Annotated in this window: 18 protein-coding genes and 2 pseudogenes; 11 read left to right on the top strand and 9 right to left on the bottom strand. The window is 72.5% G+C overall.

The window, feature by feature from the left end; all coding sequences use genetic code 11:
* Window positions 1-117: 117 nt before the first annotated feature.
* From Prubr_RS06905 to Prubr_RS06880, 6 genes are all read right to left on the bottom strand, one after another.
* Complete coding sequence (locus Prubr_RS06905) at window positions 118-630, bottom strand: GNAT family N-acetyltransferase (protein ID WP_212822690.1); 513 nt, start codon at window positions 628-630, stop codon at window positions 118-120.
* A gap of 65 nt (window positions 631-695) precedes the next feature.
* Window positions 696-1,610, bottom strand: coding sequence for a ribonuclease Z (locus tag Prubr_RS06900; protein ID WP_212822688.1), 915 nt, complete (start codon window positions 1,608-1,610; stop codon window positions 696-698).
* A 296-nt stretch (window positions 1,611-1,906) separates the two neighbouring features.
* Window positions 1,907-2,320 carry a hypothetical protein gene (locus tag Prubr_RS06895; RefSeq protein ID WP_212822686.1) on the bottom strand — a complete coding sequence of 138 codons (414 nt, stop codon included), beginning with the start codon at window positions 2,318-2,320 and terminating at the stop codon, window positions 1,907-1,909.
* Window positions 2,305-2,565, bottom strand: coding sequence for a hypothetical protein (locus Prubr_RS06890; RefSeq protein ID WP_212822684.1), 261 nt, complete (start codon window positions 2,563-2,565; stop codon window positions 2,305-2,307). The genes Prubr_RS06895 and Prubr_RS06890 overlap by 16 nt, the downstream gene beginning before the upstream one ends.
* Before the next feature lie 172 nt (window positions 2,566-2,737).
* Entirely contained in the window at window positions 2,738-3,400 is a 663-nt protein-coding gene (gene msrA, locus Prubr_RS06885) for a peptide-methionine (S)-S-oxide reductase MsrA (RefSeq protein ID WP_212822682.1), read from the bottom strand.
* Between the two features lie 66 nt (window positions 3,401-3,466).
* Entirely contained in the window at window positions 3,467-3,895 is a 429-nt protein-coding gene (locus tag Prubr_RS06880; RefSeq protein ID WP_212822680.1) for an HIT family protein, read from the bottom strand.
* 23 nt (window positions 3,896-3,918) lie between these two features.
* Between Prubr_RS06880 and Prubr_RS06875 the strand changes: the two genes are divergently transcribed.
* The 3 genes from Prubr_RS06875 (at window position 3,919) to ilvA (ending at window position 7,845) form a co-directional block, all read left to right on the top strand.
* Window positions 3,919-5,061, top strand: a complete 1,143-nt coding sequence (locus Prubr_RS06875) for a cystathionine gamma-synthase (RefSeq protein WP_212822678.1) — start codon at window positions 3,919-3,921, stop codon at window positions 5,059-5,061.
* 104 nt (window positions 5,062-5,165) lie between these two features.
* A complete protein-coding gene (locus Prubr_RS06870) occupies window positions 5,166-6,566 on the top strand; it encodes an amidase (RefSeq protein ID WP_212822676.1) in 1,401 nt (466 codons plus the stop codon).
* Between the two features lie 55 nt (window positions 6,567-6,621).
* A complete protein-coding gene (gene ilvA / locus Prubr_RS06865; RefSeq protein ID WP_212822674.1) occupies window positions 6,622-7,845 on the top strand; it encodes a threonine ammonia-lyase in 1,224 nt (407 codons plus the stop codon).
* Window positions 7,846-7,914: 69 nt separating this feature from the next.
* On the opposite strand, the gene greA is transcribed toward ilvA, so the two are convergent.
* Entirely contained in the window at window positions 7,915-8,415 is a 501-nt protein-coding gene (gene greA / locus Prubr_RS06860) for a transcription elongation factor GreA (RefSeq protein ID WP_212822671.1), read from the bottom strand.
* A gap of 131 nt (window positions 8,416-8,546) precedes the next feature.
* Window positions 8,547-8,981, bottom strand: a complete 435-nt coding sequence (locus tag Prubr_RS06855; RefSeq protein WP_212822666.1) for a DUF4307 domain-containing protein — start codon at window positions 8,979-8,981, stop codon at window positions 8,547-8,549.
* Between the two features lie 220 nt (window positions 8,982-9,201).
* Here Prubr_RS06855 and mca point away from each other — a divergent pair.
* The 8 genes and pseudogenes from mca (at window position 9,202) to purE (ending at window position 19,571) form a co-directional block, all read left to right on the top strand.
* Window positions 9,202-10,061: pseudogene (gene mca / locus Prubr_RS06850) on the top strand (mycothiol conjugate amidase Mca).
* Window positions 10,062-10,182: 121 nt separating this feature from the next.
* Window positions 10,183-10,428, top strand: a pseudogene (locus Prubr_RS38130) (hypothetical protein); the annotation flags it as partial.
* A 299-nt stretch (window positions 10,429-10,727) separates the two neighbouring features.
* Entirely contained in the window at window positions 10,728-13,259 is a 2,532-nt protein-coding gene (locus Prubr_RS06840; RefSeq protein WP_212822665.1) for a putative bifunctional diguanylate cyclase/phosphodiesterase, read from the top strand.
* Between the two features lie 95 nt (window positions 13,260-13,354).
* A complete protein-coding gene (locus tag Prubr_RS06835; RefSeq protein WP_212822664.1) occupies window positions 13,355-14,494 on the top strand; it encodes a Fic family protein in 1,140 nt (379 codons plus the stop codon).
* 524 nt (window positions 14,495-15,018) lie between these two features.
* Window positions 15,019-15,708 (top strand): C39 family peptidase, encoded by a 690-nt coding sequence (locus Prubr_RS06830; protein ID WP_212822663.1) that lies wholly within the window; start codon window positions 15,019-15,021, stop codon window positions 15,706-15,708.
* Window positions 15,709-15,869: 161 nt separating this feature from the next.
* On the top strand, window positions 15,870-17,858 hold the full coding sequence (locus tag Prubr_RS06825; protein ID WP_212822662.1) for a thioredoxin domain-containing protein: 1,989 nt from the start codon (window positions 15,870-15,872) through the stop codon (window positions 17,856-17,858).
* 55 nt (window positions 17,859-17,913) lie between these two features.
* The gene (locus Prubr_RS06820) at window positions 17,914-19,080 is read left to right on the top strand and encodes a 5-(carboxyamino)imidazole ribonucleotide synthase (protein ID WP_212822660.1); all 1,167 of its coding nucleotides are present in this window, start codon (window positions 17,914-17,916) and stop codon (window positions 19,078-19,080) included.
* Window positions 19,077-19,571 (top strand): 5-(carboxyamino)imidazole ribonucleotide mutase, encoded by a 495-nt coding sequence (gene purE, locus Prubr_RS06815; protein ID WP_212822657.1) that lies wholly within the window; start codon window positions 19,077-19,079, stop codon window positions 19,569-19,571. The genes Prubr_RS06820 and purE overlap by 4 nt, the downstream gene beginning before the upstream one ends.
* A gap of 319 nt (window positions 19,572-19,890) precedes the next feature.
* Here purE and Prubr_RS06810 read toward each other — a convergent pair whose 3' ends face one another.
* Window positions 19,891-24,933 carry a zinc ribbon domain-containing protein gene (locus tag Prubr_RS06810; RefSeq protein WP_212822655.1) on the bottom strand — a complete coding sequence of 1,681 codons (5,043 nt, stop codon included), beginning with the start codon at window positions 24,931-24,933 and terminating at the stop codon, window positions 19,891-19,893.
* Window positions 24,934-24,973: the final 40 nt, after the last annotated feature.

The following is a 24,973-nucleotide window of genomic DNA, read 5'->3' as shown; positions in this document are numbered from 1 at the left end:
CGTTCCCCCCGGATCCGGGTGGGCACGGCGGGCGAGGGCGCGTGACCATACGGTTCCCCCGCATACATCGGTCACGTGCTCTCGCCCGCCACACTCTTCCAAGTGCCCGGCACGCGCTCAGGGCAGCTGACGGTCGTACCGGATCTCCTCGATCGGTGGGCCGAATCTGCTGTCGCGGGACTGCCCGGCCGGGCGCCACCCACCCCGCTCGTAGAACGCCCGCGCGCGGTCGTTGCCGGCCAGGACCCACAGCGCGGCCCGCTGCCAGCCCTGTTCCGACAGGGTCGCCAGGGCGCCGGTCATCAACATTCGCCCGGTCCCCTTTCCCTGCTCGGCCGGGTCGAGATGGATCGCGTAGAGCAGGCCGGTGCGCGGTTCGTCGTCTTCGTCGTCCGGGCCGACGTACGTGAACCCGACCAACTGGTCGTCGCGTTCGGCGACGGTGAGCACATGCGTCGCCCGTTCGTGACTCCACCGCTCCACCCACCAGGCGGCGAACACCGGCGCCGACACCTGGGTGAGTGCCCGCCGGCTTACCAGGCCGGCGTAGGCGTCGATTCGGGAACGGTGGTGCAGATCGGCGACCCGGGGAATGTCCGCGGCCTCCGCGGTGCGCAACGAGACCGGCATCCGCCGATTCTATGCCCGGGTAGTAGCGGCTCAGGCCGGTGCACCGGCGGGCGCCGACAGCCCGGCTACGCCGTGGGCGGCACCGGCACCCGGGTCAGGTCGTCAGCCACCACAAGATCACCGTCGAACCGCTCCCGGGCCTCCGCCGCGAACCGCTCCGGATCCGGATACCGCTGTGAGAAGTGGGTCAGCACCAACCGGCGTACCCGGGATTCGGCCGCCACCCGGCCCGCCTGCGCCGCGGTCAGATGACCGACCTCGGCGGCGAGGGCGGCGTCCTCGGACAGGAACGTCGATTCGATCACCAGCAGGTCGGCCTCCTCGGCCAGGGCGAACACGTTGTCGCACAGGCCGGTGTCCATGACGAACGCGAACCGCTGGCCGCGCCGGTGCTCGCTGACCGCCGCCAGGGGCACGCGGCGCCCGTCCAGGTCGAGGTGGCCGTCGCGCTGCAACGCGCCGACCGCCGGCCCGGAGATGCCGTACGCCTCGAGCCGGTCCCGCAGCATCCGCCGCCCGTCCGGCGCCACGAGCCGGTAGCCGTACGTCTCGACGGGGTGCCGCAGCCGCCGCGCCTCGAGCACCCCGGCACCGATCTCGAAGCGCTGACCGTCGAAGCCGACCGGTTCGGCGCGTACGTCGGTGACGTCGTGGAACGAACTGGCGTGCCGGAGCCGGTCGTAGTAACGGGCACCGCCGGCGGGGAAGTGCACCGGCACCGGATGCGGCACCCGGTCCAGCGACAGTCGTTGGATGAGACCGGGCAGGCCCAGGCAGTGGTCGCCGTGGAAGTGGGTGACGCAGACCCGGGTCAGGTCGGTCGCGGAAACCCCGGCGAGCAGCATCTGCCGCTGGGTGCCCTCACCCGGGTCGAACAGGATGCCCTCGCGGTCCCAGCGCAGCAGGTAGCCGTTGTGGTTACGGCGTCGGGTGGGCACCTGACTGGCCGTGCCGAGTACGACGAGTTCGCGCGACGACACGCGTCGGCCGCCTTCCGCAGACCGGGGAACAGAACCGGGAACAGGACGACCCCCGGGGGATTCCGCTGACGCGGGCCGGCTGGACTGGGCCGGCACCCCCGGGGGTCGGGTGGCTGTCGTGGTTTCGCCGCGCCGCTGCCACACGGTCTCGACGAACGAACAACTGTCAAGGACAGCGGCTAGCGGGCAGCCACCTCACGAGTCCGATTGCCTATCAAAGCCTGGACCACCTCCCTTCCCGTGTACGGCCACGCTATCCAGTGGCCGCGCGGAGCGGCAACGGTTTTTCGTGATCGCTACCGGGGCGGTCCGTAGCCGGGGGCGTACCCGTAGCCGTAGCCCGCCGTCCGCTCGGCGACGAGACGCTTGCGGTGCGCACCCCGACGCAGGCCGACCACCAGGGCGATCACCCCGCCGACGACGAACCCGAGACAGGGCAGCACGGTCAGCGCGCCGATCCCGCCGAACAATGCGCCGAAGGACCCGAACATCTCCCCGAACGCCGGCGGGGGGCCGACCGCGAGAGCCGTGGGGCCGGTACCTCCGGTGCAGGTCAGTTCGTAGGTGCCGGCGCTGGCGGCGGAGAGTTCGTAGAGACTGCGCCACTCCCCGGTCGCGTTGGTCACGGTCCAGTTGGTCGTGGACGTGCCGAGATCGGCCGAGCCGGACACCTCGCACGTCGGAGTGCTCCCGATCACGGCCGTGTCCACCCAGACGATCTTCGACTGGTCGGGGTCAGCGCGACCTGAACGGTGTCGCCGGTCTGGAAGACCTGTTCGGTGCTGGTCTCGAATTCGGCGCTGACGTCTTCCACGCCGCCGGCGGCGCTGTTCAGGCCGAGGAGAAAAAGAACGACGCCCGCGACCACCCCGACGAGGGCGATCAGGGCGGCGACGAGAAACCAGATCCGGCGGGGGCGCAGTTCAGCGGAGGAAACGGTTGGGCTGGGGTACATGCGGCAATGCTGACCGCCCGCGGCAGGCCTGCCCGTACTTTGCCGCCTATCCGACTCAGCGTTGGGTCGTATATGCGGTCCAGCGGTCGACCGCCTGCAGATCCATCGCGGCGACGCCGGAGCCCCGGACCGGGGCCGGTGGTCGGCCTGGTCCGGGGCTCCGGGGCGTACGTCAGGCGCCGGTCTTCGCCACCCCGATCGGGCAGGTCATCCCGGTCGGGCCGTGGTTGCAGTAGCCGTTCGGGTTCTTCGTCGGAGCCAGGTACTGCTGGTGGTAGTCCTCGGCGAAGTAGTAGTCGCCGAGCGGCTGGATCTCCGTGGTGATCTCGCCACGGCCGGTCTGCGCCACCACCGGGGCGAACGCGTCCCGGGACGCCTGCGCGATCCGGAGCTGCTCGTCGTTGGTGGTGTAGATCGCCGACCGGTACTGGGTGCCCACGTCGTTGCCCTGACGCATGCCCTGCGTCGGGTCGTGGTTCTCCCAGAACACCTTCAGCAACTGCTCGTAGTCGGTCCGGGCCGGGTCGTACACCACCTGCACGACCTCGTTGTGCCCGGTCATCCCGGAGCAGACCTCTTCGTACGTCGGATTCGGGGTGATACCGCCCGCATAGCCGACCGAGGTCGTGATCACTCCGGGGAGGTTCCAGAACAGCCGCTCGGCGCCCCAGAAACAGCCCATCCCGAAGACCGCCACCCGGCTGCCCTCGGGCCAGGGGCCCTGCAACGGGGTGCCGAGCACCTCGTGCCGGTCGGACACCGGCATACCGATCGCCCGGCCCGGCAGCGCCTGGTCCGGGGTCGGCATCTCGTGCTTCATACGCCGTAGGAACACGGTCGACTCCTCTCGTACCTCTCACCGGGTTGCAACGCCGACGACCGGCCACTCCTTACCCGGCACTTACCCCCGGTCCGGCGGGGCAACCGCGGCGGCGATCCGGGCGGCGTACGTGGCGGCCTCCCCGTCGTCGGCGTACCGGGTACGGGGCCAGAAGAAGCCACGCAGCCCGTCCCCCTTCGTCCGGGGTACGACGTGGGTGTGCAGGTGGGGAACCGACTGCGACACCCGGTTGTTCATCGCCACGAACGTGCCGCCGGCGCCGAGACCCGACTCGACGGCCACCGCGACCCGGCGGACCAGCGCGAAGTAGTCGCCCAGATCCGCGTCGGGAAGATCGGCCAGGGTCTCGAGATGCGGTCTGGGCACCACCAGCACGTGCCCGGGGAAGACCGGCCGGGCGTCCAGGAACGCCACGCCGGCGGCTTCCTCGACGACCTGGAAGGACGGCACCGATCCCGCCACGATTCGACAGAAGACGCACCCCGACACCCGATGAGACTAGCCTCGCATCCATGACGTACGGCTTTGAGACTCTCGCCATCCATGCCGGCCAGAAGCCGGAGCCCCGCACCGGGGCGGTGGTGCCACCGATCTTCCAGACCAGCACCTACGCGCAGGACGGCGTCGGCGCACCGCGCGAGGGCTACGAATACAGCCGGTCCGGCAACCCGACCCGGGACGCGTTGCAGCAGTGCCTGGCGGCGCTGGAGGGCGGGCACACCGCGCTCGCCTTCGCCAGCGGGCTGGCGGCCGAGGACACCCTTCTGCGCACCGTCTGCCAGCCCGGCGACCACGTGGTGATCCCCGACGACGCGTACGGCGGCACCTACCGGCTCTTCGCCCGGGTGGCGCAACGGTGGGGGGTCAGCTGGACGGCCGCGAAGGTGTCCGACGTCGACGCGGTCCGGGCCGCGATCGAGCCGGGGCGGACGAAGCTGGTCTGGCTGGAGACGCCGACCAACCCGCTGCTCGGCATCGCCGACATCGCCGCGCTCGCCGCGGTGGCCCACGACGCGCAGGCCCGGCTCGTGGTCGACAACACCTTCGCCTCGCCCTACCTTCAGCAGCCGCTCGCCCTCGGTGCCGACATCGTCGTGCACTCGACCACCAAGTACGTCGGCGGACACTCCGACGTGGTCGGTGGTGCCCTGGTGACCGCGGACGCCGAACTCGGCGCCGAACTGGCCTACCACCAGAACGCGATGGGTGCGATCAACGGCCCGTTCGACGCCTGGCTCACCCTGCGCGGGGTCAAGACCCTGGGCGTACGGATGGACCGGCACTGCGACAACGCCGAGCGGGTCGCCGAGTTCCTGACCCGGCACAAGGCCGTGGCACAGGTGCTGTACCCCGGCCTGCCCGACCACCCGGGGCACGAGACGGCGGCCAAGCAGATGCGCCGCTTCGGCGGGATGGTGTCGTTCCGGGCCACCGGCGGTGAGGCGCACGCTGTCGAGATCTGCAACCGCACCAAGGTCTTCGTGCTCGCCGAGTCCCTCGGCGGGGTCGAGTCCCTGATCGAGCACCCGGGCCGGATGACGCACGCGAGCGCCGCCGGATCACCGCTCGAGGTCCCCGCCGACCTCGTACGACTGTCCGTCGGCATCGAGACGGTCGACGACCTCCTCGCCGACCTGGCGCAGGCGCTGGCCTGATCCGGCCGGGCGCGGGCGCCGGATCGACGCGGCACCGGCCGGGTGCGCGCACCCGGCCGGGCGGGGCGGCCGCGTCGCCGCATAATTGCAAGGCCGATGGGGAGGTGGCCGTGCAGGACATCGTGCCGACCTGGGTAGGTGCGACCGCGAAGCAGATCGCGCGTGCGGTCCGTCGCGGCGACGCGTCCGCGACGCAGGTGGTCGCCGACCATCTCGACCATGTCGCCACCGCCGATCCGGTGGTGTCCGCCTTCCGGGCGGTGCGCGGCGGCGAGGCGATCGTCGAGGCGGAGAAGGTCGACGAGCAGGACGAACTGGCCAACCTGCCACTGGCCGGGGTGCCGGTCGCGGTGAAGGAGAACACCGCGGTGGCCGGCCTGCCGACCTGGAACGGGTCCGCGGCGGCCCGCAGCCCGGTCGCCGAGGACGACCACGAGGTCGTACGCCGCCTGCGTGGCGCCGGGGCGGTGGTGCTCGGGGTGACCCGGATGCCGGAACTCGGCCTGTGGGCGGTCACCGACGACGGCACCTCGGTGACCCGCAACCCGTGGCGCACCGACCGGACCCCGGGTGGGTCGTCGGGTGGCGCGGCCGCCGCCGTCGCCTCCGGCATGGTGCCGATCGCGCACGCCAACGACGGCCTCGGCTCGATCCGGATCCCGGCCGCCTGCTGCGGCCTGATCGGCCTCAAGCCCGGCCGGGGTGTGGTGCCCTGCCAACTCGGCCCCGAGGACTGGTTCGGCCTGACCGAGCACGGCATCCTCGCCACCACCGTCGCCGACACCGCCGTCGGGTTCGCTGTCCTCGCCGGCCGCCGGCCGGAAAAACTCGTCGAGCCGCGCCGGCTGCGGGTCGCGATGTCGCTGCGGTCGCCGGTCCTCGGCGTCCGCGTCGACCAGCCCAACCGGGACGCGGTCGCGAGCGCCGTACGGCTGCTCGTGGACGCCGGCCACGACACCGTCACCCTCGACCCGGTCTATCCGACCTCGGTCGGCCTGCGCGGCGTCGCCACCTGGCTGGCGGCGGCGGCCAGCGACGTCCGGGCCGGCGGCCTCGACCCGCGCACCCTCCAGCCGCGTACCCGCCGGCACGCGTCGCTGGGGGCGTGGGCGCAGCGGCGCGGCTACGTACGCGAGGCCGACCGGACCGCCTGGCGGGAGAAGTCGATCGGGTTCTTCACCGACAACTCGATCGACGTGCTGCTGACCCCGGCACTGGCCGGTCCGCCACCGGTGGCCGGTGGCTGGGCCGGACGGTCGTGGCGGGCGAATCTGACGGCCAGCATCAGATACGCCCCGTTCGCCGCGCCGTGGAACATCGCCGGCCTGCCGTCGCTGGTGGTGCCGATCGGGGTGCGTCCGGACGGGCTGCCGGTCGCCGTGCAGCTCACCGGCCCGCCCGGCAGCGAACTGCTGCTGCTGGCCGTGGCCGGTCAGTTCGAGATGACCGCCCCGTGGAGCCGGCACGCACCCGGTTGGCCGAAGGTCCCCACCCGTACGGCCTGACGGCGCCCCGCCACCGGGCGCGGCCGGCTCCGGCCCGTGATGCGACGATCAGGGCATGACTGAGCTGGTCGGACTCGCCGACATCGAGGCCGCGCGGAAACTGCTGACCGGGGTGACCCGGACCACGCCGCTCGAACCGTCGCGGCCGCTCAGCGCGGCGCTCGGCGGTCCGGTCTGGCTCAAGTGCGAGAACCTTCAGCGGGCCGGTTCCTACAAGGTGCGTGGCGCCTACGTCCGGCTGGCCCGGCTGACGCCCGACGAGCGGGCCCGCGGCGTGGTCGCCGCCAGCGCCGGCAACCACGCCCAGGGCGTCGCGCTGGCCGCCGGACTGCTCGGCATCCCGTCCACGGTGTTCATGCCGGTCGGTGCGCCACTGCCGAAGGTCGTCGCCACCAAGGGGTACGGCGCACGCATCGAACTCGTCGGCAACACCGTCGACGAGTCGCTGGTCGCGGCCCGGGAGTTCGCCGAACGTACCGGGGCGGTGTTCATCCACCCGTTCGACCACCACGACGTCATCGCCGGTCAGGGCACGGTGGCGCTGGAGATCCTGGAGCAGTGCCCGGAGGCGGCGACGATCGTCGCCGGGGTCGGCGGCGGCGGCCTGATCTCCGGCATCGCGGTCGTGGCCAAGGCGCTGCGCCCGGACGTACGGGTCATCGGGGTGCAGGCCAGGGGAGCGGCGGCGTATCCGCCCTCGCTGGTGGCCGGCGGACCGGTACGGCTGCCGCACTACGCCACGATCGCCGACGGCATCGCGGTCGGCCGTCCCGGCGATCTCACGTTCGCGCACGTCAGCAAGCTGGTCGACGACATCGTGACGGTGTCCGAAGAGGACATCTCCCGGGCCCTGCTGATGTTGCTGGAGCGCGGAAAACAGGTTGTCGAGCCGGCCGGCGCGGTCGGGGTGGCGGCGCTGCTGGCCGGGGCGACGACCGTCGACTCACCGGTGGTGGCGGTGCTGTCGGGCGGCAACATCGATCCGCTGCTGCTGTTGCGGGTCATCGAGCACGGCCTGGCCGCGGCCGGTCGGTTCCTGCGCTTCACGGTGCGCTGCGTGGACCGGCCCGGGCAGTTGGCCTCGCTGCTGAGTCAGATCGCCGAGCACCGGGCGAACGTCGTCGACGTCGTACACCTGCGGCAGAACCCGCTGCTGCGGCTGGGGGAGGTGGAGGTGGCGCTGTCGGTGGAGACCCGTGGCGCGGACCACTCCGAGCGGCTGGTCACGGCGCTGCGGGCGAGCGGCTACACGGTCGAGATCTCGGCGCCGCCGGCCTGATCGGCTCGGCCGGTCGAGCCGGCCCCGGTGGCCGGAGAGGTGCGCGACCACCGGGCGCCGCTGCGCGGGTCAGCCCCCGTACGGCTCGAACTTGACGACGGTGACCTTGATGTCCGCGCCGCTCGGCGCGGTGTAGGTGACGGTCTGGCCGGGGCCGCTGCCGAGGATCGCCTTGCCGAGCGCGGACTCCGGGCTGTAGACGGTCAGGTCGGTGGTGGCCGAGATCTCCCGCGAACCGAGCAGGAAGGTTTCCGTGTCGCTGCTGTCCTCGTCGAAGTAGATCGTCACGACGGTGCCGGGTGCGACCTTGTCGGCGGTCGGTGCCTCGCCGACCTGCGCTGTGCGGAGCAGTTCCTGCAGGTAGCGGATCCGACCCTCCTGCTTGCCCTGCTCTTCGCGGGCGGCGTGGTAGCCGCCGTTCTCGCGCAGGTCGCCCTCTTCACGACGGGCGTTGATCTCCGCGGCGATCACCGGTCGGGCGGCGATCAGCTCGTTGAGCTCGGCTTGCAGGCGGTCGTACGCGTCCTGGGACAGCCAGGTGGCGGGCGCCTCGCGGTCGGTCGTGGACACAGACGATCTCCTCGGTGGGCTTGGGAACAGCGTGGTAACTGGACAGGTGTTCGGGTGCTCGGTGTGAAGGTAGAAGTACCAACTTACCAGCGAAACACACCGCGCAGCGGTGCGTGATTTGCCGACCGCTGTCAGTCAGTGGCGCGGCAGCGCAGAACCTCGCCGATCATCGGCCGGGCCGAGGTGGCCAGCCGGTGCCGTACGACGGGGTGTTTCTCGCCGGCCGGCGCGTCCACCCGGACCTCTTCGCGGGCCACCTCGGCGCCGTCGCGCGACCGGGCCCGCAGCACGCAGATCGCCGAGCCGCCCTCGGGCACGGTGACCTGGAAGTCGACGAGGATCTGCGTGTCGGTGATCTCGGTGTAGGTGATCACCTTCGCGTCGTAGGTCGGATCGCCGTACATGCGGTAGAGCCGGAAGCTGAAACCGGCACCGACCACCACCAGAACCGCGACCAGCGCACCGACGACCCACGGCCGGGTCCGGCGGGCCTCCCGCCGCCGCCCGTAGCGGCCGGGCGGGAACATCGACGCGCCGGGCTGCGTTGTGGCTCGCGTCTCGGTCACCGGGTGGGCTCTCCCGCGTTCTTGTCGGTGGCATCGGATTACCTGGACAGGTCCATCATCGCAGGGCGTCGGCGGCCCGGTGCGCCGGGTGCTGCCACCGGGTGCGGGCGGATCTGACTTGCAACAGGTGCGACGATTGCAAAAGTTGTGTCGTGCCGGGTCACGGAGGCCCGGCGAGGGTACGGACTAGGGAGTCCCGTTGGCAGAGCAACTGCGCCTCATGGCCGTGCACGCCCACCCCGACGACGAGTCCAGCAAGGGTGCGGCCACGATGGCGAAATACGTGGCCGAGGGCGTCGAGGTGCTGGTCGTGACCTGTACCGGCGGCGAACGGGGCAGCGTACTCAATCCCAAGCTCGACCGGCCGGACGTGTGGGAGAACATCGCCGAGATCCGCCGCGCCGAGATGGACGCCGCCCGGGCGATCCTCGGTGTCGAGCAGGCCTGGCTCGGCTTCGTCGACTCCGGGCTGCCCGAGGGCGATCCGCTGCCGCCGCTGCCCGACGGCTGCTTCGGACTCCAGGACGCGCAGGTCGCGGCCGGGCCGCTGGTGCGGCTGATGCGCGAGTTCCGCCCACACGTCGTCACCACGTACGACGAGGACGGCGGCTACCCGCACCCCGACCACATCATGTGCCACAAGATCAGCGTCGCCGCGTTCGAGGCGGCCGGCGACCCCGACCGCTTCCCCGACCTCGGCGATCCGTGGCAGCCGCTCAAGCTCTACTACTGCATGGGCTTTTCCAAGGCGCGGGTGGTCGCGCTGCACGAGGCGATGCTCGCCGCGGACCTCGAGTCGCCGTACGCGGAGTGGCTGGAGAAGTGGGAGGACCGGGGGACAAGGGGCCCCGGGTCACCACCCGGATCGAGTGCGCGGACTACTTCCCGGTGCGCGACGACGCGCTGCGGGCCCACGCGACCCAGGTCGACCCGGACGGCTTCTGGTTCCACGTCCCGCTGGAGGTGCAGCGCAAGGCGTGGCCGACCGAGGACTTCGAACTGGTCCGTTCGATGGTCGACAGCCCGGTACCGGAGTCCGATCTCTTCGCGGGCATCCGGGAGACCGTCCACGCGCGCTGAGCAGGGCCAGGCGTACGGTGGACGGCACACGTACAACGTCGGACCGGTCGCGGGAGGCGCGGCCGGTCCCGGCGCAGGATCCGTTGTGCGCTCGGGCGTACGTCGCGATGGAGGAACCGTCATGTTGACCGCGGCCCAGGTGCTGGCCCAGAACAACTTCGGCAACACCCGCAGCGGTGGTCTCGCCGGGCCCATGGGGCTCTTTCTGATCATCCTGCTCGCGATCGTCACCGTGCTGCTGATCCGCAACATGAACAGCCGGCTGCGCCGGTTGCCCGAGCGGTTCCCGGCGCCGGGCGAGGACGCGCAGGCCGGAACGGTCGAGGCCGAGGCCCTGGCGGTCGATACCGTGGCCGGCCCGACCGAGAGCGGGGCAGGCCCGCGGATTCGACGGAACAGCAAGCCCGTCGATAGAGTTCGTCCCGGACGGTTCCGGGGTGTCCACCATTTGGGCGGTGGCCATGCCCGCGACCACGGTTCGGGCAAAAGGGCACGACGCCCCCTGTTGCACCCTTGCGCTTTGGCTTAGCCTTCCGCCGGGGGGACCAACACTCCCGATGCCGCGCGCGGAAGGGGGGCGCCGATGAGCATCAGATCCGCCGCGCGATCGTCGTCCGGAGCGGTGGCGGCCCCGCCGTGCCGGCGACCGGCACGCGGAGGCGGTCCGTGACTTCCGGCCCGGCGTGGCCCGCCCGACCATCCGCACCGTCCGGTCTGCGTAGGATCGTCCCGTTGACCGGCGCGTTACTGACGCTTGCGATCACCGCCGTGGTGCTCGGCCCCATCTTCGCCGGCGGGAGCCCGGCGGAGCCGTCCGACCTGCTGCTCCGGTCGGGGATCGTGGCGGGTGTCTTCGCCGCCGGCCAGTTGGCCCGGCTGCGGGTGCGCACCGGCTCCGGTGGATTCAGCGTCACCTGGGGCGAAGCCGCCCTGATCGTGGGACTGCACCTGGTGCCCGCCGGCTGGCTGCCGGCGGCCACCCTCGTCGGCGCCGGGGTCGCCTGGAGCATCCTGGCGGTCTTCGTCGACCGGCGCGGCGTGCTGGAGGTGCTGCACTGTGTCGCGTCGCTGACCACCGCCGTCGGGATCGCCGCCGCCGTCACCCAGGCGCTCGCCCCGCCGCTCGGGGCGCCGCTGTCACCGGCGCTGGCCGGGGCCCTCCTGCTCGGGGCGGCCACCTACCTGGCGACCACGACGGCACTCGCCATGGTCACCATGGCGGTCCGGCACCGGCGGCCGGTCGTCCCGCTGCTGCTGGGCATCCTGCGCGGGAAACTGCTGATGTTCGCCGGCAACGTACTCGTCGGCCTGGCCGCGATCGTCATGATCGACAGCGATCCGCGGTGGCTGCTCCTGGTGCCGCCGGCCCTCTGGCTGCTGCAACAGACCTACCTGCACCGGTTCCGCGCCGACGACGAACGGCAGGCCTGGAGCACGCTCGCCGCCGCCGTCAACGGTCTCAACCGGCTCGACGAACGGGCCGTCGTCAGCGCCGCGCTCGAGTCCGCGGCCCGGCTGTTCCAGGCCGAACGGGTCGAGCTCGACGTCACCCGCGCCGACGGCAGCCGCCGACGCTACCGGCTGGCTCCCGACGGGGAGCTCGCCGTACGGGCCGTACCGGCCGATTCACGCCCCGACTCCGATAGCGGCCGGTACGACGTCGAGCTGACCGCGGGCGGCATCCGGGTCGGCGACCTGCGGGTCCGGTTCCCGAGTTCGGTCACCCCGGGACACCGGGAACGGGCCGCCCTGTCGATCTTCGGTGCGGCGCTGGCGACCGCCCTCCACGACGCGATCATCCACCGCGAGCTGCGCATCCTGACGTCACGATCGGCGTACGAGGCGGTGCACGATCCGCTCACCAAGCTGGTCAACCGGGCGGCCGTGCTCAGCAAGGGCGACGTCGCGCTGCACCGGCTCACCCATGATCATCCGGTCGCCCTGCTGCTGCTCGACATCAACAACTTCAAAGAGGTCAACGACACGCTGGGGCACGCCGCCGGCGACGAACTGCTCCAGGTGACCGCCGGTCGGCTCAAGGCCAGCATGCGGCCCGGCGAACTGCTCGGCCGGCTCGGCGGCGACGAGTTCGCTCTCCTGATCACCGCGGTGCCCGTACGCGCCGACGTGGCGGGCGGCGGTTCGAGCCTGCCGGCGGCGATGCGCCGGGCCCGCGACCTTGTCGAGCGGCTCGCCGTGCCGGTCGAGGTCGGCGGGGTCAAGATGTCGGTGGAGGCGTCCGTCGGCGTGGTCGTGGCCGGTGCCGGCACCGCCGACATGACCGAACTGCTGCGCCGGGCCGACATCGCCATGTACCAGGCCAAGGACGGCGGCAGCAACATCGCCTCGTACGACAGCGGCCGGGACGCGGCCAGCACCGACCAACTCGCCCTGTTGGCCGAGCTGCGCGAGGCGCTCGTCGTCGACGACCAGCTCGTCCTGCACCTGCAACCGGCGGTCGACCTGGTCACCGGCCGGCCGACCGGAGTCGAGGCCCTCATCCGCTGGCACCACCCGCGGCGGGGAACGCTCGGCCCCGGCGACTTCGTCCGGGCCGTCGAGGGAAGCGACCTGCTCGCCCCGTTCACCCGCTACGTCATCGACCGGGCGCTCACGGTCGCGGCCGAGTGGGCCCGCACCGGGTTGGACGTACCGATCTCGGTCAACCTGTCCGCCCGCAGCCTGCTCGACCCCCGACTGCCGGTCGAGGTCGGCGAGTCGCTACGACGCCACCAGGTGCCGGCCCGCCGCCTCGTGCTGGAGATCACCGAGACGGTCGTGATGAGCGAACTCGACGTGATCGACGACGTGCTGGCCGACCTCCGGGCGCTGGGTGTGCAACTGGCCGTCGACGATTTCGGCACCGGCTTCTCGTCGTTGAGTTTCCTGGCCCGGATCGCCGTACACGAACTCAAGGTCGACCGGTCCTTCGTGATGGGTATGGTCGATTCGCCGGAAGCCGCCGCGATTGTCCGTACCACCGTTGAACTCGCCCACGAGTTGGGGTTGCGGGTGGTCGCCGAGGGCGTGGAGACCGCCGACCAGCGGACCGCGCTCGCCGCCCTGGGCTGCACCTCCGCGCAGGGCTACCACTTCTTCAAACCAATGCCCGCCGACAAGATCGTGGCGGTGTTGCGCAATCTGTCCGATTCCGCGCAGGCGCAGATCCTGCCGCTGCGCGCTGACGGCGCCTCGTAGTCCTCCACCTGGTATCGGCGCCACGGGGGCGCGGCCGGGAGTTCTGCGGGTGAGAAGAGTTTGCCACGATGCTACGAGGACCGTAGCATCGTGGGATGCTTTACGTGGCTCCCGCGTTGGATTCCGACGATCGCCGCGTGCTGGCCCAGATCGATGAGTTCTACCAGCAGTTCGTCTCGTCCAGCGGTGGTACGAGGGCGAACGAATGGCTCGGTGGAGTCCGTAAACGCCTGGTGGCCGGAGCGATCATGGGCTCCAACACCATCGAGGGTTACTCCGTAGAGTTGAGCACGGCCTCCGCCATCGTCGCTGGTGCACCCGTACCCGCTGATGTTCCGGAGGAGTCGAAGGCGGCGGTGTCGGGCTACCGCGATGCCCTGACCTGGGTGATGCAGACCCCGGAGATGGACTTCTTCGCGCACAGCGAGATGGTGCTGTCAGGCCTCCATTTCATGATGACGAGAGCCTGGAAGGGCAAGCGTCCCGGTCGGTACCGGCGCGGAGGCATCGTGGTCACCGGTGCCGACCCGCTGGCGCCCGCGTACGTCGGACCGGACGTCGCGGACGTCCCGACACTCATGGGCGAACTGGTCGACTGGCTCAACGGCGGCGATCTCAATGCGCATCTGCTCGTACGGGCGGCAATGGCGCACCTGAACCTGGTGTCGATTCACCCCTGGCAGGACGGCAACGGCCGGATGTCCCGTTGCCTGCAGACCCTTGTCATCGCCCGTGGCGGGCGGACGTACCCGGAGTTCTGCTCCATCGAGGAGTGGCTCGGGCACGACATCAACACGCTCGACTACTACCGGGTATTGCGTGAGACGAATCAGGGCTCGTATCAGCCGGAGCGGACCAGTCACGGATGGGTCCGGTTCTGCCTGCGGGCGCACCATCTGCAGGCGCAGTTGGTGAGCAAACGGCTACGCCTCGGGCGTGAGGTCTGGGAAGCGGCACACGAGTTGGCGCAGCGGCTCGATCTGCACGAGCGGACGGTTTCCGCACTGTATGCGGCGGCGACCGACCGGCTGCGACGGGAGACCTATCAGGCGGAGGAAGGGCTGTCGCGGGACCAGTCGATTCGGGACATCCGGCGGCTGGAGCGTGCCGGGCTCGTCGCCGCGGTCGGGTATGGGCCGACTCTGAGTTACATCGCGGCCGGCAGGTTGGAGTCGGCGGCGGCGGACATCGCCGCGTCGCTGACGGCGCCGCCGGTGGAGCCGTACCCGACCTAGTCAGAGGGAGTTTTCGCCCGCCCGCGCCGATTGCTCCGAATGTCCGGTTATCCGATGGCCGGCTGCCCACCCTGACGGAATGACGGGCGGGTGGGGGTCGTTATGCCATCCACACGAGCCGGTAGCACCGCACGGACGTGTTAGCAAGACCGCCGGGTGGCGGCGGCCGGAATGCCGGCCCGGCCCGCCTGGTTATGTCCCCCGAACGACCCAGCACCACGGCGCGCACCGCAGGCTGAACGGCCCCGGCGGAATGCCGGCCGGGTGCCCGTGGTTATGTACCCCGCTCCACGAGGTACCGCGGGACGGATCGCCGCCCGGCGGAATGCCGGCCGGGTGCCCGTGGTTATGTACCCCGCTCCACGAGGTACCGCGGCGCGGATCGCCGCCCGGCGGAATGCCGGCCGGGCCCCCGCGGTTATGTGACTTCGCTCCGGTACCAAGCACGGACGTCTTGCAGGTCCTGCCACCCCCGGCGGACCGCATCCCCCATCCCTTCCCCCGGGACGAGAGAGGTGTGCAACATGACCCCCATCAAGCAGTGGATCCCCACCGTCTTCCAGGCTCCGGTCATCCGCAAGGCCGCCCTCGGCGTCGCCGGGCTGGCCATGGCGGGCGGCGTGGTCGCCGGCCCGGCCACCATGGCCCACGCGGCCACCCCGACCGCTGACAAGCCGACCACCGTCGCGGCGGTCAGCCAGGACAAGAGCACCGGTGCCAAGGAGCTCGACTTCACCTACGAGTTCCAGGACACGTACTACTACTGCGGCCCGGCGGCCACCAAGATGGCGCTGTCCGCCGACGGCAAGCACTTCAGCCAGGACGAGGTGGCCGACAAGCTCGGCACCACCGAGGCGGGCACCAACTCCGCGGTGGACACCACCCGGGTGCTGAAGGACGTGACCGGTAAGGACTACCGCACCGTCGAGATCCCCGGCGCCAAGGCCGACGACGGCCAGACGAACCAGCTGAAGTCCGACGTCGTGAAGGCCGTGGACGAGAAGCGCGCCGTGGTCGCGAATATCGCCGGCACCATGACGGACGTCGACGGCGACCGGCACTCGTACGAGGGTGGCCACTACATCGCGGTCACCGGGTACGCCGACGGTGGCGACAAGGTCAAGATCGGTGACTCGTGGTCCGACAAGGGCGAGTACTGGATGAGCGCCGACGTGCTGGCCGACTGGATCGCCTCGCGTGGCTACTCGGCCTGATCCGGGCCAACTGAATTGAACAGACCTGATGAGGGCCAGCCTTCGGGCTGGCCCTCATCGTCATGTCTGCATTCTGTAGCGAAAACGCTATAGAACGCAGCACTCCCGGCCCGTCGGGGTGGAGGCGGGCGTCGGGCGGGCCGGTGTGAGAGGTTGAACCCATGAACCGGCTCGGTAGCGCGACCTCGCCGTACCTCCAGCAGCACGCCGACAACCCGGTCGACTGGTGGCCGTGGTGTGCCGAGGCGTTCGAGGAGGCCAGACGCCGGGACGTACCGGTGCTGATCTCCGTCGGCTACGCCGCCTGCCACTGGTGCCACGTGATGGCGCACGAGTCGTTCGAGGACGAGGCCGTCGGCCGGCTGCTGAACGACAACTTCGTGTCGATCAAGGTCGACCGGGAGGAGCGGCCCGACGTCGACGCCGTCTACATGACCGCGACGCAGGCGATGACCGGCCAGGGCGGCTGGCCCATGACGGTCTTCGCGACACCGGACGGCACGCCGTTCTTCTGCGGCACCTACTATCCGCGCCCCAACTTCGTACGGCTGCTCGAATCGGTGACCACCGCGTGGCGCGACCAGCGGGACGCGGTGATCGAGCAGGGCGCCGCACTGGTCCAGGCGATCGGCGGGGCCCAGGCGGTCGGCAAGCCCGCCGCGCCGCTCACCGCCGAACTGCTCGACGCCGCCGCGATCCAGCTCGCCAAGGAGCACGACCGCGCCAACGGCGGGTTCGGCGGCGCCCCGAAGTTCCCGCCGCACATGAACCTGCTCTTTCTGCTGCGCCACTACCAGCGCACCGGTGACCGGCAGAGCCTGGAACTCGTCCGGCACACCGCCGAGGCGATGGCCCGGGGCGGTATCTACGACCAGCTTGCCGGCGGGTTCGCCCGCTACTCGGTCGACGCGCACTGGACCGTGCCGCACTTCGAGAAGATGCTCTACGACAACGCGCTGCTGCTGCGGGTCTACACCCAGCTGTGGCGGCTCACCGGCGACCCGTTGGCCCGCCGGATCGCCGCCGAGACCACCGCGTTCCTGCTCGACGACCTCGCCACCGAGGCCGGTGGGCTGGCCAGCGCCCTCGACGCCGACACCGACGGGGTGGAGGGCGCCACGTACGCCTGGACGCCCGACCAACTCGTCGAGGTGCTCGGTGAGGACGACGGTCGCTTCGCCGCCGACCTGTTCGCGGTCACCACGGACGGCACCTTCGAACACGGCACCAGCGTGCTGCGGCTGGCCCGCGACGTCGACGACGCCGACCCGGCCGTCCAGGACCGCTGGCGGCGGGTCCGGGACCGGCTGCGCGCCGCCCGGGCGGCCCGTCCGCAGCCGGCCCGCGACGACAAGGTGGTCGCCTCCTGGAACGGGCTCGCGGTGACCGCGCTCGCCGAGTACGCCGCCCTGACCGGTGACGCCGCCGCCCGCGACGCGGCCATCCGGATCGCCGGCGTGCTTGCCGACCGCCACCTCGTTGACGGGCGGCTGCGCCGGGTCTCCCGCGACGGCGTCGTCGGCGAACCCGCCGGGGTGCTGGAGGACCACGGCTGCGTGGCGGAGGCGTTCGCGACCGTGCACCAGCTCACCGGCGACGGGCGGTGGCTGGCGCTGGCCGGACAGCTGCTCGACACCGCGCTGACCCGGTTCGTCACCGGGGCCGGCGGGTTCTACGACACCGCCGACGATGCCGAGCGGTTGGTGACCAGACCGGCCGACCCGACCGACAACGCCACGCCGTCCGGCCAGTCGGCGCTGGTCGCGGCGCTGGTGACGTACTCGGCCCTGACGGCGCAGCCGCGCTACCGGCAGGCGGCGGAGACGGCGCTGTCGACCATCGCACCGATCGTCGCCCGGCACGCCCGCTTCACCGGGTACGCGGCGACGGTCGGCGAGGCGCTGCTCTCCGGGCCGTACGAGATCGCCGTCGTCACCGACGATCCGACCGGTGATCCGCTGGTCGGTACGGCGTACCGGTACGCCCCGCCCGGCGCGGTGATCGTCGCAGGGAAGCCGGACCAACCGGGCGTGCCGCTGCTCGCCGACCGGCGGAGGATCGAAGACCGGGCCACCGCGTACGTCTGCCGCGGCTTCGTCTGCGACCGCCCGGTCACCGACGCCGCCGACCTGGCCGCCCAGCTGGCGTGACCGGCGACGGCCCTGGTGGGGGCCGACGGCGACGCGTAATAGGCTTGCGCGCGTTATGGATACCCGCACCGGTCTGCCCACCGTCGGCATGGTGGGCGGCGGCCAACTGGCCCGCATGACCCACCAGGCCGCCATCGCCCTCGGCCAGTCACTGCGCGTGCTGGCGACATCGCCGGAGGACGGCGCCGCGCTGGTCGCCGCCGACGTGCAGTACGGCGACCACACCGACCTCGCCGCGCTGCGCACCTTCGCCAAGGGTTGCGACGTCGTCACCTTCGACCACGAACACGTGCCGACCGGACACATCCGGACCCTGGAGGCAGAGGGCGTACGCCTGTACCCCGGTGCGGACGCGCTGCTGTACGCCCAGGACAAGCGGGCGATGCGCGAACGGCTGTCGCGGCTCGGCGCGCCGGTGCCCCGCTGGCGCCCGCTGGCCGGGCCCGACGACCTCGCCGACTTCGGTGCCGAGGTCGGCTGGCCGGTGATCGTCAAGGCCGCCCGGGGCGGGTACGACGGCCGGGGGGTGTGGCTGCTGTCCGGCCCCGGCGAGGCCGCCGAACTGTTCGCCAGCGGCACCGAGCTGATCGCCGAGGAGCGGGTCGCCCTGCGCCGGGAACTGGCGGTGCAGGTGGCCCGGTCACCGTTCGGCCAGGTCGCCGTATACCCGGTCGTCGAGACGGTGCAGCAGGACGGCATCTGCGTCGAGGTGCTGGCCCCCGCCCCCGACCTGCCCGAAGACCTGGCGGTCCGCGCACAGCAGCTGGCGATCGACGTCGCCACCTCGCTCGGCGTCGTCGGACTGCTCGCCGTCGAACTCTTCGAGACCACCGGCCCGGACGGCGCCGTCGCCCTGGTCGTCAACGAACTGGCGATGCGGCCCCACAACTCCGGGCACTGGACCATCGAGGGTGCGCGGACCTCGCAGTTCGAGCAGCATCTGCGGGCCGTCCTCGACTACCCGATGGGCGAGACGGCGCTCACGGCGCCGGCCGTGGTGATGGCGAACGTGCTCGGTGGCCCGGACGGCGGGATGCCGATCGACGAGCGGCTGCACCACCTGTTCGCCGCCGACCCGGGCGTGAAGGTCCACCTGTACGGCAAGCAGGTGCGGCCCGGCCGCAAGATCGGGCACGTGACCGTGCTCGGCGACGACCTGACCGACGTACGGGCCCGGGCGGCACGCGCCGCGCGCTGGCTGCGTGAGGGGAGCAAGGCATGACCGCCGTTGGCCTGATCATGGGCAGTGACTCGGACTGGCCGACGATGAAGGCGGCCGCCGACGCGCTCGACGAGTTCGGCGTCGCCTTCGAGGTCGGGGTCGTGTCCGCGCACCGCACCCCGGTCGCGATGATCGAGTACGGCCGCGCCGCCGCCGGTCGGGGCCTCAAGGTGATCATTGCCGGCGCCGGCGGAGCCGCCCACCTGCCCGGGATGGTCGCCTCGGTGACGCCTCTGCCGGTGATCGGGGTGCCGGTGCCGCTGAAGCACCTCGACGGCATGGACTCGCTGCTTTCCATCGTGCAGATGCCGGCCGGGGTGCCGGTCGCCACCGTCTCGATCGGTGGGGCGCGCAACGCCGGGCTGCTCGCCGTACGGATCCTCGCCGCCGCCGACGAGAATCTGCGGGCCCGGATGGTCGCCTTCCAGGCCGACCTGGAGGCGCTGGTCGCCGAGAAGGACGCCGCCCTGCGCGCCACCCTCACCGCCTAGCCGACACCACCCGAAGCCGCACCGGCGGTCACCCCGGCACCCGGCCTCCGCAACGCCCGGTCAAACCCGGCACGCGGCGGGCGTGACTCCCGGGTCAAACCCGGCACGGGCCGGGCGTGACACCCGGTCAAACCCGGCACGCGGCCTGCGCAACGTTCGGTCAAACCCGGCACGCGGACTCCGTGACAGCCGGTCAAACCCGGCACGTGCCCTGCCCAACGCCCGGTCAAACCCGGCACGTGCCCTGCCCAACGCCCGGTCAAACCCGGCACGTGGCCTGCGCAACCACCCACCCACGTCCAATGACCATCCGACTCAATTATTTCATCCGGAACAGCGCCCCGCGGACCCGATCCTGGGTGCGCCGCCGGCGTTCGTTGCTGGCGCCGAGCGCGACCAGCACGATCCCGGTCGGGATCAGTATCCACCAGCCGCCGGCCAGGGTCAGCGCGTGCAATGCCACCAGGGCGGTCGCGATGGCACCGGTGACCACCGGGGCCTGCCGGCGGGTCACCGATCCGATGATGAGGGTGGCGACCGCGCCGAACAGCAGCAGCACCCGCCGTGTGGTGCTGGTGTCGGTCGCAATCATGATCACCAGACTGGGCAGGAACGCGGCCACCAGGGCCGGCCCGAACGCGGCCCAGCTGCCCAGGTCGGAGCGCTGGCGCAGCTCCAGGAGACCGACCAGCAGCGCGAGTACCGCGAAGGGCAGCGTGTAGGCCTCCGGCAGCGCCACGTCGGCGAGCCCCATCAGCAGCCACCAGGCACTGATCTCGCAACCCACCGCCGCCCAGAACAGGGTGCGCCGCTCCACCGGGCCCCGACCCGGGCGGATCGCGGCCACCCCGAGCACCGCACCCCACGCGGCGAGCAGCGCCGCCACGTGCCGGGGGGAGTCGTACGCGAGCGCCGCCGCGATGAGCGCGGCCCCGTAGCCGCTCCACTCCACGGTCGACGCCTCGCGGGTGGCCTCCGGCTGCCGCAGGCGTGGCAGTCGGGCCGCGACGAGCAGCAGCAGCGCGCCGACGCCCAGCACACCGAACGCCGACCAGGCGGGGTCGAAGCCGGCGGCGACACCGATCGTGAAGACGAAGAGTTGCGCCATGACCGCGCCGAACACCCAGCCCAGGATGCGGGCCCGGGCGGAGCGGCCGAAGATCGCGGCGACCGCGCCGACGACGACCGCACCACCGAGGGCGAGCAGTGTCAGGTTGGCGGTGGCCAGGCTGCCGGCCAGGCCGGCACCGCCGGCGGCGAGCCCGATCGCGAAGACGATCACGCGGGCGACGCGTACCGGGCGGGCCCGGTCGGTGTCCGGCGGCGGCGGGGTCAGTGCCAGGCCGAGCATCGCGATCGCGAAGACGGCGAGCCCGGCCAGCGTGCCGTCGGGCCAGTCGAGCCCGAGCGAAATCGGTGCGATCAGCAGGGTCAGGGCGATGCCGGGCAGCGAGACCGGGATCGCCTCGGCCGGCCGTCCGCCGCTGAACCCGACCGCGGCCAGTGCCGTGGCGACCGTGAGCAGGAGTGCGGTGAGCACGTTCGTGGGCTCGACGACGGCGTCACCGAGGTCGGCCGGCGGGCCCTGCCAGATCCGCCACAGGCTCTGATAGGGCTGGACCAGCGCGGCCAACAGGGCCGGAGCGATCGTGACGAAGGCGAGGACGGTCGGTACGGTGGCGAGGACGATCGCGCCCCGTACCGGGCTGATTGACCAGCGGGTGACCGGGGCGGCCGGCATCCGGCGCATCACCCCGCCGAGCATGACCGTCCACCGGTGTGCCGGCTCACCACCGGAACCGGGTGGCGGGGTCGCCGCGCGCAGCAGCTCGGCGAGTACGGCCAGCAGGGCGGCCGCGGCCGCGTAGACGCCGGTGGGCGCATCGGTCGGCAGGGAGACGGCGGCGGTCACCGTGGCGCCGCCCGCGATACCGATCGTCGCGTACGGCAGATAGCGCGGCACCCCGCGACCGACCAGGGCGAGGACCGCCACCCCGAGACTCGACCCGGCGAGCGCGGCGGCGAGTACGACCGCCTCGGTCCGGTTGAATTCGGCGGCCAGTGCGGCGAGCGCGCCGGGCAGCGCCAGCAGAGCGCCCCCGGTGGCGGCGCCGCCGATCGTGGCGAGGTGCGGCGGCATCGGGTCGGCGTCGACGGGCAGTTCGACCGGACCGTCGTCGTCGGGCAGGGTGGCGACCATCCGGGCGAGCACCGCCACGACGACCCCGACCAGGGCGATGACACCGAGTGCGGCGGCGGTCGTCCAGGGCCGGACGAGGCTCGCGCCGACCGCGTGCAGCGCGACCGCCGCGGCGACCGCGGCCCGGGTGAGGCCGGCCCGGGGGTCGGCGGCGGAGACGGCGAAGATGCCGTAACCGGTGGCGACCAGCCCGCCGACCACGATCGGTGACCACCACGGCATGCCGAACGCGGCGGGGGTGCCGATGGTGGCGAGGCCGACGCAGACCCCCGCGACGTCGTACGACCACGGGCGGGGGAGCAGCACCGCGGCGGCGCCGGCGAGCAGCACCAGGGCGACGGGCATCTGCCAGCCGGTGTCGCCCGCGGAGAACTGCCAGGCGTCGAGGTCACCGGCCCACACCGCGCCCGGCGTGGCCAGCACCCGCAGCCCGCCGCTGACCGCGGTCCAGCCGGCGATCGCGGCGATCACCGCCCCGCTGACGGTGACGCCGAGGATCGGGCCGCGCCGCCAGTCCGCCGGCATCGCCCGTACGGCGAACGCGACGACCACGATCAGCGCGGCGGTGACCACCAGTTCGGCGCCGGGCAGCAGGATCGTGGCGATCCGGCCGAGGGTGCCCACCAGGGCCGCGGTCGCCGCCGCGGCGGCGAAGTCGGGTCCGTCGAAGAGCCGGTCGGCCCGCCGGCCGGCGTCGATCGCCGGCGAGAGCAGGAGCAGCACGGCGGCGGCGACGAGCAACACCGCCACCCAGGTGTCGGTGACGGTCCCGCCGGGCGTGCCGAACGCGACGGCGGCGACGCCGAGGGCACCGAGGCTGCTGCCCAGTGCGAGCGGCGGGCTGATCTGCCGTTTCGCGACCTGGGTGACGGCGGCGTAGCCGAGGGTGGCGCAGACGGCGAGGAAGCTCGCGGCGAGCACCGGCAGGGTGGCGTCCTGCAACTCTCCGGTGGTCGGGTTGGCGTCGAGCGGTACGGACGCGGCCACGAGCGCGGCCACCGCACCCGGCGCGGCGAAGGCGGCTCCACCGGCCGCCCAGGGGCCGACCAGGTCGGCGCCCGTGCCGGGCGCGACGGTGTCGGTGGCGGCCAGCAGCGCGACGAGGATGCCACCGGCGGTCAGTGCGAGCAGCGCGGCGGCGGTCAGGCCCGGGCGGGCCAGCGCGGTACCGGCGCCGGCGAAACCGACCAGGCCGGCGCCGACGAGGTGCACCCGGGCGGCCCGGTCACTGTCGGTCCACAGCCCGGCCGCGCCGATGCCGATGGCGGCCAGCACCGGCGGCCACGGCGCGGCCCACCAGGGCAGGCCGAGCGAGGCGGGGGCGGCGAGCGCGGTGAGTGCCGCACCGGCCACGGCGAACTCGCTGCGGACCTCCGTCGGCAGCGACAGGATCGCGGCGACGGTGAGCAGGAACGCCGTCGCGGCGAGCTGCCATCCGGTCGACGCGACCGCCGCTGCCAGCACGTGCGGGTAGTCGACGAGGTCGGCCTCCCAGATCGGGGTCGCGGCCCGGATCGGGGCGAGTGCCGCCCGGACCGCGCCGCCCGCGACGACCACGCCGATCACGACGAGGGCGGCGACCGACGCCAGTTGCGGCCCGCGCCGGGCCCAGGCGGGCAGGGCGCGTACGCCGACCCCGGTCAGCGTGATCACGACGGCGATGATCAGCAGCGCCCGGCCGGGCAGGGCAAGGGCCGCGACCCGGCCGGCCGCCCCGATGACGGCGAGGGTGAGGATCCCGGCCGCCAGGTCCGGCAGCGGCGGCTGCCGCAGCGTGTGGGCGCCGAGCAGCCCGATCAGGGCGGCGAGCAGCAGGGTGGCGCCGGCGCGGGTGGCGGCGGCGACGGTGTCGGCGTCGACGAGGGCGGCGACGGCGTAGACCAGTGCGGCACCGATCGCCAGGCCGTGCAGCACCCAGGTCAGCTCGCGCAGCCAGAACGTGGCGGCGGCGGCCGCGGGCGCCGGCTCGGCGGGACGGGGCTTCACCGGCTCGTCGGCCTCGGGGAAGGGCGGTCCGGCGTCGTCGGTGTCCGGTCCGCCGAACGGATCCCCGTGACGCCGCTTCGCGGTGCCCGGCGGCTCGGCGGTGACGACGGCGTCGGCCTCTTCCGGGGCACTCTCCGGCCGGTCGGTGCCGGGCTCGGCGGTGCCGGGTGCCGTGCCGGGCGCGGCACCCGCCGTCGGTCCGGGCCGGCGGCCGAGCCATGGTGGCAGCACCAGCCGGCCCGGCTGGGCGAACAACCGGGCGAGGTAGAGGTCGAGGGCGGCCACCGCGGTCAGGGTGAGCGCCCAGCCGGCCGGGCCGCGGATCCAGTCGTACGCCAGCAGCGGGATGATCGGCTGTACGGCGACCACGGTGGCGTAGCGGGGCACGGTCAGCCCGGTCCCCGAGGTGTAGAAGGCCGCGACGCCGGCGGTGACCGCGAACGCCAGCGCCCCGAACACGGCCCCGGACAGCACACCGGTCCGCACCGACTCGGCCGTCCACAGTGCGTAGGCGGTGAGCGGCACCAGTAGGAGGCCGACGCCGGCGAGCGTCTCGGCGGTCGAGGTCAGGGCCCGGCGCGCCATCAGCGGCGCGGCGAGCAGCAGCAGTCCGGTGGCGGCGACCAGGATGGTCATCCGGCTCAGCGTGTCGAGGGTGCTGATCGCCACGACGGCGAAGACCACCGCCGCCACGCCGAGCAGCAGCGCACCGAGGCCGAGCAGGATGTTCTGCACCTGGCGCTGGGAGGCCTCGGGGCGTGCCTCGGGGTCGTCGAGGTCGGCGACCTGCGGGCCCGGTGGTGGTGGCGGCGGTGGGTCCTGGTCGCCGCCCCTGCCGGTCTGCCGCGGGATCCGGGGAGGCGGCGGGCCGGGGTTGGCGGTCGGGGGCCGCTGACCCGGCCGGCGGCGCAGCACCCGGCGTGGTTTGGTGGCCCCCTTGCCCCGTTTGTCGTTGGCGTGCGCGAGGATGTCCCGCTGGAAGACGGCGGCCTGGAGCTTCGAGGCGATCTGTTTCTGCTCCTTGGCGATCGCCACGTCGCGGGCCTTCATCTCGGCGATCGACCGCTCGATGCGGGCCAGGTCATCGGCCCACCCGCCCTGCACCGCACCGCAGTGCGGGCATTCGGGGGCCGGCTCGATCTGCCGGTCGCACGAGGGGCACCGGTACGTGGTCACTGGCACCTCCTCGCCTCAGGTCGCCGCCAGGGACGACCCC

This window comes from Polymorphospora rubra (assembly GCF_018324255.1).
Lineage (GTDB): Bacteria > Actinomycetota > Actinomycetes > Mycobacteriales > Micromonosporaceae > Polymorphospora > Polymorphospora rubra.
Note: the sequence above shows the minus strand (reverse complement) of the source record. Positions and strands in the feature narration are given on the sequence as shown.

Coding starts and splice junctions, on each gene's coding strand:
- Prubr_RS06905 (WP_212822690.1), bottom strand. CDS start 630: ATGCCGGTCTCGTTGCGCACCGCGGAGGCCGCGGACATTCCCCGGGTC.
- Prubr_RS06890 (WP_212822684.1), bottom strand. CDS start 2,565: ATGTACCCCAGCCCAACCGTTTCCTCCGCTGAACTGCGCCCCCGCCGG.
- Prubr_RS06875 (WP_212822678.1), top strand. CDS start 3,919: ATGACGTACGGCTTTGAGACTCTCGCCATCCATGCCGGCCAGAAGCCG.
- ilvA (WP_212822674.1), top strand. CDS start 6,622: ATGACTGAGCTGGTCGGACTCGCCGACATCGAGGCCGCGCGGAAACTG.
- Prubr_RS06835 (WP_212822664.1), top strand. CDS start 13,355: ATGCTTTACGTGGCTCCCGCGTTGGATTCCGACGATCGCCGCGTGCTG.
- Prubr_RS06830 (WP_212822663.1), top strand. CDS start 15,019: ATGACCCCCATCAAGCAGTGGATCCCCACCGTCTTCCAGGCTCCGGTC.
- Prubr_RS06825 (WP_212822662.1), top strand. CDS start 15,870: ATGAACCGGCTCGGTAGCGCGACCTCGCCGTACCTCCAGCAGCACGCC.
- Prubr_RS06820 (WP_212822660.1), top strand. CDS start 17,914: ATGGATACCCGCACCGGTCTGCCCACCGTCGGCATGGTGGGCGGCGGC.
- purE (WP_212822657.1), top strand. CDS start 19,077: ATGACCGCCGTTGGCCTGATCATGGGCAGTGACTCGGACTGGCCGACG.